This window comes from Mariniflexile sp., assembly GCF_052728615.1.
Window position 1 is genome coordinate 22,666 of sequence record NZ_JBFVFE010000048.1, and the last position, 8,956, is coordinate 31,621.

General features: G+C 36.3%; 7 protein-coding genes and 1 tRNA gene. 2 read left to right on the plus strand and 6 right to left on the minus strand.

The genetic code is table 11. The annotated features are described in order from the left end of the window. Positions 1 to 242: 242 nt before the first annotated feature. From ACU1LP_RS15090 to ACU1LP_RS15105, 4 genes are all read right to left on the minus strand, one after another. A complete protein-coding gene (locus tag ACU1LP_RS15090) occupies positions 243 to 1,367 on the minus strand; it encodes a hypothetical protein (RefSeq protein WP_445736688.1) in 1,125 nt (374 codons plus the stop codon). Between the two features lie 10 nt (positions 1,368 to 1,377). After that, positions 1,378 to 2,580 (minus strand): DegT/DnrJ/EryC1/StrS family aminotransferase, encoded by a 1,203-nt coding sequence (locus tag ACU1LP_RS15095; protein WP_445734976.1) that lies wholly within the window; start codon positions 2,578 to 2,580, stop codon positions 1,378 to 1,380. A 140-nt stretch (positions 2,581 to 2,720) separates the two neighbouring features. After that, positions 2,721 to 3,350: a nitroreductase family protein gene (locus ACU1LP_RS15100; protein WP_445731879.1), complete on the minus strand. Its 630-nt coding sequence runs from the start codon at positions 3,348 to 3,350 to the stop codon at positions 2,721 to 2,723. A 368-nt stretch (positions 3,351 to 3,718) separates the two neighbouring features. Next, entirely contained in the window at positions 3,719 to 3,844 is a 126-nt protein-coding gene (locus tag ACU1LP_RS15105) for a hypothetical protein (protein WP_445736689.1), read from the minus strand. Between the two features lie 99 nt (positions 3,845 to 3,943). Between ACU1LP_RS15105 and ACU1LP_RS15110 the strand changes: the two genes are divergently transcribed. Next, positions 3,944 to 4,028, plus strand: a tRNA-Ser gene (locus ACU1LP_RS15110). A gap of 390 nt (positions 4,029 to 4,418) precedes the next feature. Here ACU1LP_RS15110 and ACU1LP_RS15115 read toward each other — a convergent pair. Continuing rightward, positions 4,419 to 5,366, minus strand: a complete 948-nt coding sequence (locus ACU1LP_RS15115; protein WP_445736690.1) for an NAD(P)H-dependent flavin oxidoreductase — start codon at positions 5,364 to 5,366, stop codon at positions 4,419 to 4,421. Positions 5,367 to 5,540: 174 nt separating this feature from the next. Between ACU1LP_RS15115 and ACU1LP_RS15120 the strand changes: the two genes are divergently transcribed. Next, positions 5,541 to 6,041, plus strand: a complete 501-nt coding sequence (locus tag ACU1LP_RS15120) for a nicotinate-nucleotide adenylyltransferase (RefSeq protein ID WP_445731876.1) — start codon at positions 5,541 to 5,543, stop codon at positions 6,039 to 6,041. Positions 6,042 to 6,338: 297 nt separating this feature from the next. Here ACU1LP_RS15120 and ACU1LP_RS15125 read toward each other — a convergent pair whose 3' ends face one another. Continuing rightward, positions 6,339 to 8,816, minus strand: a complete 2,478-nt coding sequence (locus ACU1LP_RS15125; RefSeq protein WP_445736691.1) for a glycoside hydrolase family 2 TIM barrel-domain containing protein — start codon at positions 8,814 to 8,816, stop codon at positions 6,339 to 6,341. Positions 8,817 to 8,956: the final 140 nt, after the last annotated feature.

Below are 8,956 nucleotides of genomic sequence, written 5' to 3' on the forward strand. Positions count from 1 at the left end.
TAAAATGAGAGAATTTTGAATGACAATGGATAAACTGTTTTTTGAATCTTTTTATTTACTGCTAAGGATTCAAAAAAGGTGTTATTTCAAGCAATGCCTTTTGTACTAAAGAGGCTACTATAATATGGAGAGGGAATTTGGTTAAATATTAGAACCAATTAAAATTAAAAAATATACTTTTAAGATTCAAGATATTTACAATTTATTAGATGAAGTGTTTGCTATTTTTTTTTAAAACAGCATTACGTCGATTCTAGAATAATTCTGATGGCTTCTTTGTTGTTTTTTTCTAAAAGTTTGTTTAAAGTAGACTTTATCACATCTCTATTTTTAGAATCTTTTCTAACCTGTTTATATAATTCTGGATAGTCGTTCTTTAATAGCAGTCTGATTTTAGAACTATCTATATTGTGGTATTGCCCGGTATATAAGTCTAAAAGCACATGAGTTTGCTCGTTAGACATTAAAATTCCTAAAACCCCAAAAGCCATAGACATACCCGCAACTTTGTCTTGGTTCACAAATGTATCCGTAAACAATAAATATTTATCTATACGTTCCGTTTTAACAAAGTGCTTTTCTCCCGAATAGTTGGAAGCATTCAAAAAAATAGTCTCCCCATCGGAATAAGCATAATACAAGGCACGTTTATGCATTCTATCCTCTAAGAAAAGTTTTTCAGGAAATGGCCCATGGTCTTTAAATACAATCGTAGCATCTTGAAATGGTTTATTGGCATATAACTCTGAAAAAGAGGTATAAAACCCTGGTTGTAAAGAAGCGTTTAATATAGCGGGAACCGTTTTTCGCTCCAATGAAATGATGCGTTTTCCAATATTTTGTTGGTCAGATCCACTAAACTGCACCAAACAGTTTTTTAGTATCTCTCTAATTCTATCATCGTGCTTACCTGTAACATCCACACTGTTTTTTTCGGCATAGGCAGAAAAGCTTCCCATAAAGTAATGGGTACCATTCCCAAAACCCAAAACATCTAAATTTACAGTTGCTTTTCCTGTTTCTTTTAAAGCACCGGTTTGCTCAGAAATGAGCAATTGGTTTATTCGCAATACTATTGGTTTTTTTGATGCGCTTGGTGGAAAAATGGCATTCAAATACTCCATCAATTCGTCCTCAAAAGGTTTATCGAATTTTGATAGCACTTTTTTATTAAACACTCCTTTTTGGGCAATACCCAAATTGTCTTTATAAACGCGATTGTCCAAAATTTTAGAAACATAAAAATTAACATCTGCAATGGTGTCATCTTCAATAGGCATCAATCTTATAATGTGATAATCCTGATTTTGACCAAAACTTAGTAAGGAAACCGATAAAACCATAAAAAACAAACCATTTTTTAACATAGCACTAGGATTAAAGTTTTAACAAAGAAGCTTTGATAACTTCCACCATTTTAGAGGCACGTTCTTTAACTTGGGCCTCTGTCCACGATAGTTTTATTAAGCAAGATATGTTTCTGCCAATATAATGGTCGGATTGTGGAAATTCTTTTGTTTGAAGATATTTTAATCCCTCCTTTACTTCTTCTGAAATTGGGAAGAGTGATTTTAATTCCTTTAAATGATCCCATTTACGAACGTAGTGCCAATTGTTGTCATAATAATGAAAACAGCCATCGACCCCATTTTCTTTAAATCCTGCCGAAACGTTGCGGGCGATTTCCAAATCTGGCAAAAAGAAATTTAAAAAGGCACAGCTTTCTTCGCCACCATTGGGGACGGTTCTAAAGGTAACTTCAGGGATTTGGGACAAGGCGTCGCGAATGATACCGAAATTCTTCTTTTGGATCGCTAAAAACTCTGGTAATCGTTTTACTTGCGCCAAACCTACGGCGGCATGCAGTTCGGAAATCCTAAAATTATATCCTAAAAACGGATGGGTTTCTGCACCTCTATCGTTACCAATATGGTCATGCCCATGATCGCTATAATGATCGGAGTTTGTATAATATTGTTTGTTGTTGCTAATAACTGCTCCACCTTCACCACAGGTAATGGTTTTTACAAAATCGAATGAAAAACAGCCTAAATCGCCAATGCTTCCAAGCGGTTTCCGTTTATAAGTGCCGCCAATGGCTTGACATGCATCTTCTACCAAAAGCAATTTATGTTTAGTACATATAGTTTGTAGTGCATCCATATCGCCCATGCTGCCACACATTTGCACAATCATGACTGCTTTTGTTTTTGGCGTTATGGCTTTTACAACAGCGGTTGGATTTATTGTTAGGGTATCGTCAATATCTACCAAAATAGGAATGGCGCCCAATGCCATAACGGCTTCAAAACTGGCGACAAATGTAAAAGTGGGAATAATGACCTCATCGCCTGCACCAACGCCAGCAGCTGCCAATGCTACCGATACGGCGGCGGTGCCGCTGGAAACCAATTGTACATGGTTGACTTGAAAGGTGTTTTCGAGTTCTTTTTCGAGTTCTTTGGCTTTCCAATGGCCATTGCGCATACCATCAAAACCATAACGCATTAAAACGCCATTATCTAATACATCGTTTACTTGTTTGCGTTCTAAATCTCCAAATAATTCAAATCCTGGCATAGTGTATTTTTTTAGTACTTCATTTTAATTGAAACGGGATGCGCGTTAGGGATTGCAGTGAAAATCCTTTTTGTGAGGTACGAGCAAAAAGATTGTAACGTAAAGCCCGACCCTTGTGGTAACGCCCAAACACTTATTTTTTATATTTCTATTACTGATTCGTTAATTGACATTCTAACTTTGGCGAAACCTGCGAACATATCGTCATCCGCCCTATACCCCACGGGAAGCAATAGTACCGATTTGAGGTTTTTGCTGTCCAATTCTAAAATATCGTCATACTTAGCTGAAATAAAGCCTTCCATGGGGCAGGAATCGATGTTTTCTATGGCGCAAACGGTCATTAAATTGCCCAAAGCGATGTATGCTTGGTTGGTGGACCACTGCAGGCGTTGGGTAACCGACATTTTTTGCATAAATTTAATAAGATCTTCTCTATAAGGTTTTAATATGGTTTCGGAAGTGTTGCGAATTCTTTTTATATTGTTGTAATAGGTTACCACATCATTCTCTAAAATGTCGTTTTGAATGCATATTACAAGCAAATGGGAGGCTTCCAATACTTGTTTTTGGTTGTATGAATGCTTTAACAAAGAAGTTCTTAACACTTCATTTTCAATTACTAACATTTTTATAGTTTGCAAACCATAAGACGTTGCTGTTAAATTAAAAGCATGCTTTAATATGTTTAATTTTTTGGATGAAAGCTTTTTATTTTTATCGAATCTTTTAGTTGCATAACGCCATTCCAATTGTTTTATAGTATCCATTTTAGCATTTTAGTGATGGCAAAAATAAGATTTGAAATTGTCTTTTACTAAAATGTGGGATAAAATAACCAATATCACTTTGTCCGCTAAAGAATCAAGAACAAAGACTTGATTTTGACTAACCAATAGACAGTTTTAAAATTTTTTTTGGCAGCTGGGAATTTTGTATAGATTCAAAACTTGGTCAAAAGACCAATAAAAGAGTGAACTACTGTAAAAAATCAAGTCATTACCAGTCTTCAAATATTTTTATCGGACAACATTGAACCCATATAGATGATTGGAATTTTATTATCAAGTTAAAGGTTAAAACCCTGCTCCCGTAGCTATCGGGATTCAATGCAGTTACTTTAATTTCCATAAATGTTTTAGCCACGTCCCGATAGCTTATCGGGAACACAAATAATTATGTGTTTTTCCCCTAATACTTTATCGGCTATTTCACGAAGCAGACTTTCAGTCTGCCAATATAAAACTATGGATTTCCAATCCATATTGGTTTATTTTTAAAAAAGCGGAATTTTATTTGAAAGAAATGAAAAAGGGTTCTATATTTGCACCCGCATTCAGGGAATACCTGATGAGACACTCTTGGAGAAATGGCAGAGCGGTCGAATGCGGCAGTCTTGAAAACTGTTGAGGGTCACACCTCCGGGGGTTCGAATCCCTCTTTCTCCGCAACAAACCATGTAAATCATTTATTTACATGGTTTTATAGTTTAAGGTGCTAGTATGGGTGCCAGTTCTACTTATTTAATGTTTTACATTTAAAGTTTAGAAGAAATTAAAATTTAAAATTGATGATGATGTTTTAAGGCTTGTTGAACTGGAAATAACTCGACTTTTTTGAGAGTTATTCTATTTCAACAATGCCCTTTCATCATCGATTACATTAAAGTTGCCTCTTCAATATATCATTTCCCTATATTATTGATTTTGTTTATGAAATATGTCATTTCTGGAATTGTTCAAAATTCATTAACACATAAGATTTACCTTTACATCAATTGAATACTTAAGATTATTATAAGGAAAAGAGAAATGTAGTTCTAGGAAAATGGGCCTGGATTAATTTACTAATTTTTCAATAATCATTTTCACAGGCAAAATTTCATGGGTATGCTCAATACTCGGGCCAGCAACCCAAACGGTTTTATACGTTGCTTGGGTAGCTGCTTTTTCTGTAGCGCGCATGCCAATGGAAAACCGTATCATCTTTACCCATTTTTTGAGCTTTTTATGCTTGTTTAAAACAGATTCCAACCACGTTTGTTTAGTGCCTATCTTTTGAACATAAGGCGTATTGATTACGGTACACGGTGTTCCGGAAATACGCTCCGTCACTACAATGTCCTTTTCGCCATAATCAATGCAAGCTTGTTTGTATTCGTCGGTTACACCAGCTTCAAGCGATGCTATAAACGGACTTCCCACCGATACGCCTTCTGCACCATAGCTCAACATTTTATCGATATCGGCTTTGGTTCCTACTCCGCCCGCTGAAATGATGGGAATTTTACAGTGGGCTACCAATTCCTTTATAAGCATTTCTGGAGATAGGTTTCCGCGGTGGCCACCCGCTTCGTTATTGACCGCTATAACGGCATCGGCTCCCAAAGCTTCCACTTTTTGGGCGAATTTTAAATCCACCACATCACAAAACACTTTAATACCTACTTGATGTGCCTGATTGATTGTTTCTTCCGGACTTCCCAATGAGGTTATTATAAAATCGCATCCTTCTTCACAAATAACGCGCAATTGTTCTTTATACTTAAGATTTGATTTATTCACAATCAAATTAAAGCCAAAAGACCCGCCTTCTACTTTATTCGACTTTAATTGTTTTAAAGCTGCACGTAACTCATCAAGTGTTCTATAATTTAATGCTGGAATGCACCCAGCAATACCGCCTTTCATGGCTTCTGTAACCATCGATACATTTGAAACCAAAAACATAGGAGCTTGAATGATTGGGTATTTTATATGTAAGAGTTTTGTTAGTTTTGTAGCCATGGTTATTTTTTTTCAAATATAACAAATTATTATGCATGCATAATACTTCAAAATCAATTAGTTATATAATTATTTTTGGTTTTTAAACCTAATTAATTGATATTATGACATTTATCATCTTTTTATTATGCGTGCATGGTTAATTTTAAAATCTTAAACTTAATATTATATGTCATGAAAAAAATTGTATTTACATTGTTAATTTTTGGATTAGCCATCCAATTCCATGCCCAAACCATTGATTTGCCAACCACATTGGTATCGGTTAATTACAAATATTTGAACGCCACAGATTCAGAGATCACTCCTCAACCTGTTGAAAAGTTGAAAGACGCCGTTCTAAATTACAGAACTTCCGAACTCACTAAACTTTATGATGATGAAAATGACATATATAAAGTGTCCTTTAGCATTCCTGAAGGTGAAATAATAGCAGCTTACAACAAGAAAGGTGCTGTTGTACGCACGACTGAAACCTATAACAATGTGCGATTACCATTAGTTGTAATGCAAGCTATTTCAAAACGGTTCCCAAATTGGGGAATTGTTAAGGGCATATACTTGGTTAAATACCAAGGTAAAAAAGATTTGTTCCATCAGGAATATAAAGTAAAAATTAAAAATGAAGATGAAGTTATCACGGTTATGACCGATGAAAACGGGCTGTTTATTTAAACTTAGTTCAATTAATTATAATAAAGTAACTCATTGTATTTCAACAAGAAATTTTTTAATAAACCTGCAAGGTGGGGTGTCAAATATAGGACATTTAATAAAAAATAGTTCGTTCTGTTTTTTGTTCACATTTTAAGTCTGTCAGGGTTCAAAACGCTGACAGACTTAGTAAAATAAGACTTTCTGTTATTTTAAAAAATCATTATTGATTAAAAAAAAACGAAGTTTTAAATTTTATGTACTTAATATTTGACATCCCACCTGCAAGGTCTTATTTTGACCTTGTAGGTTTTGAATTTAAATAAGTGAAACATTTTTTGTTTCACTAAAAACAACTCCTGCCAAGTACAAAGCATGGTCGTCCCACATAAAATAATTGATGGCGGAAAGATTCAAATCGAAAGCCGTTGGGCCTTCCACCCTACTTTCTGAAGTAAGATACACAGGTTGGGCATGGATATATTGGGATACCAAACGATCTTCCATAGCTTCCAACCATTCATCTAACTGACCATTGATTTTAATGGGAACGGTTTTCTTAATGGCGATAGCATCAGTTGTCGCTTCTATATAAGGAATTTTAACCCCTGCATTGGTAAGTAACAATCCTAAAAATTCGCGAGCCGCTGCCGTTGCTTTTGTATCGATTTTTAAAGTTGATAATATGATTTCGCCTTTACCGTAAGGGACTCCAACCATAACAGGCCCTGCCTCTGCCACTTTCCAAAAATCGGATTCACTAACAAAACCTTGTAAAAGTACTTTGGCTTGTTTGGGAATTTCGGTAAAATAACCATTAATGACTTTTGATTGATTTGAAAAATTGGCGGAAGACACCCCATTCAACAACGGATGATTATTAATTTTGGTCGCCACATAATTCGTTTCTTTATCTGAATTGATACCGATGCCTTCAAATGTTTTTGAAACTTCATCAGACAACACGATGACTTTTCCACCTTTATTTGCCCAATCTTTTATCACGTCCGTGGATGTTCCTTCAAACGCCAACATAACAGCTTGGTTTTCTGGAATAATTTCTTCAAAATCGGTTTCGGAAGCGCCCGTTAATTTTGCGACATCCATGGCATTTAAATTGCCACCAATGGCTACCTTACCATTAAAAACTTGAGGTTTTCTATTTGATAAATACTGTAACATATCATTAAAAAGTCGGTTCGCCTGCGGGTTTTCCAAATTCTCAATAACGTTTAGTTGGCACGCCAACAACATGCCTTTTCCATAGCTGATTTCGGCTAAACTTACATGTTCCCGAATATTCCCGGAAGCCAGTGGTATCCAATTGCCCTGTTCATATTTATTGACGTTGGAAGGTCGCACCAACACGTCATCGCTTACACGTCCGTCAACAGGATCCCAACCCTGCAACGCTTTATTTTCTATACCTGAAAAAACAGGATGCGTAGGTGCCAAAATCGTGGCGTATTTAGAGAACCTAAGGTCTTTATTCAAACCCTTCCAACCCATTTTTTCGTAGGTGTGCAAGTGTGGCAAATAGGCGGACCAAAATTGAAATTTGATAGGAAACCAAGTAGGCGCTTGGTCTTGTTTTAGGGATAATAGGACGCCGCCAGTATTCAAATAATCTAAAATATGATTCTTAATGGCAAACAGTTCCCTATTATTGGCATGCTCTGGAATGACCCAAATAACTTGGTCTTTTACCGTGGGAATTGCATCATTTGAAATCGCTTTAAATCCACTTTTAACCAGCAATTCCGCCAGTTTTTCATCTTTATAAACTTGAATGGTTTTTGTGATTTTTTCTTTGGATGGATGAATCGGAGCAATCATCAAAGTATCCGATGATACTATTTTTCCGTTTTTACGAGCTACCGCTATTATTTTTCCACCGTTTGCGGGTGCTTTATCTTCAACAATGATTTTTCGTTGTTCGGCAGGTTTTAGAGTCCATGATTTTGTGGTTGGTTTTTGGTTTTCCCATTGCCAAGACAACTCCAAATCGGCTTCATCTTCGCCATCATTACAAAGCACCAATTCGCGTCTAAACAATCCTTCCGCATCCATATAATCCTGTCGAGGCCAAAAAAAAGTACTAACGGGTTGCAACGCATGTTTTATTTTTTGCAATACCGCTTCTGGCTTTTTACCAACCTCTAACTTATTTGGCGGGGAGAACTCATAGGCATCGTTGCTGTGCGGTTTTGAAAATAAGGACAATAAAGAAATACGAAACGGCATCATGCCAGAGACGCCTTTATAGCGCATTTCCAATATATTTTCTTCATACATTTTCGCTTCTTCCAAATAGCGTTGGTTTACAGAAGAAAATTCTGGGGCATTGGGCAAACGTTGATCGGCTCTTCCGCCAATCCAAAATTCGCCCATAATCAAAGGTTTGTCCCCTTTCGCCATCCAATCGTTCATGATGCGGGTATAGTGATCCTGCATGTGAATGGACACCATATCTTGGTCATCGCTAAACCAACCGGCACCTGAATAATTCAAGGGGCGGGTTTTATCAAAATTTTCCACAAAACCTCGCAGCTTGCTTATCCATGGTAAATGCAATTCAAAATTAAAACGGAGCATTTCATTTTCAACATCCCAAATAACTACCGTGGGACTATTCCTATCGCGTTTTACCCATTCCTCAAATTCCTTTTCCAAATTTTTTGCTAACCAATCACCGCCTTTAGCGTAAAATTGACCGTTAACAGACCACACAGCCGACTGATCGATAAGAAGCATGCCCGCTTCATCGGCGCCTAATATAATATCGCCCGGAGGCATAAACTGCTGTCATCTTTATCCATTTTAAATGGAGAAGAATTTTCAGGAATAGTTGAATGTGATGACAAACAGCTTGATATCAACAATAAAGGGGGTAGAGAACTCGAAAGAAATCCCTATAAAAGACCTAGTGATAGACA

Bases quoted from the DNA above. Each gene is read 5' to 3' on its own strand.
- ACU1LP_RS15090 (WP_445736688.1), bottom strand. From the start codon at position 1,367: ATGTTAAAAAATGGTTTGTTTTTTATGGTTTTATCGGTTTCCTTACTA.
- ACU1LP_RS15095 (WP_445734976.1), bottom strand. From the start codon at position 2,580: ATGCCAGGATTTGAATTATTTGGAGATTTAGAACGCAAACAAGTAAAC.
- ACU1LP_RS15100 (WP_445731879.1), bottom strand. From the start codon at position 3,350: ATGGATACTATAAAACAATTGGAATGGCGTTATGCAACTAAAAGATTC.
- ACU1LP_RS15105 (WP_445736689.1), bottom strand. From the start codon at position 3,844: ATGGATTGGAAATCCATAGTTTTATATTGGCAGACTGAAAGTCTGCTT.
- ACU1LP_RS15115 (WP_445736690.1), bottom strand. From the start codon at position 5,366: ATGGCTACAAAACTAACAAAACTCTTACATATAAAATACCCAATCATT.
- ACU1LP_RS15120 (WP_445731876.1), top strand. From the start codon at position 5,541: ATGAAAAAAATTGTATTTACATTGTTAATTTTTGGATTAGCCATCCAA.
- ACU1LP_RS15125 (WP_445736691.1), bottom strand. From the start codon at position 8,816: ATGCCTCCGGGCGATATTATATTAGGCGCCGATGAAGCGGGCATGCTT.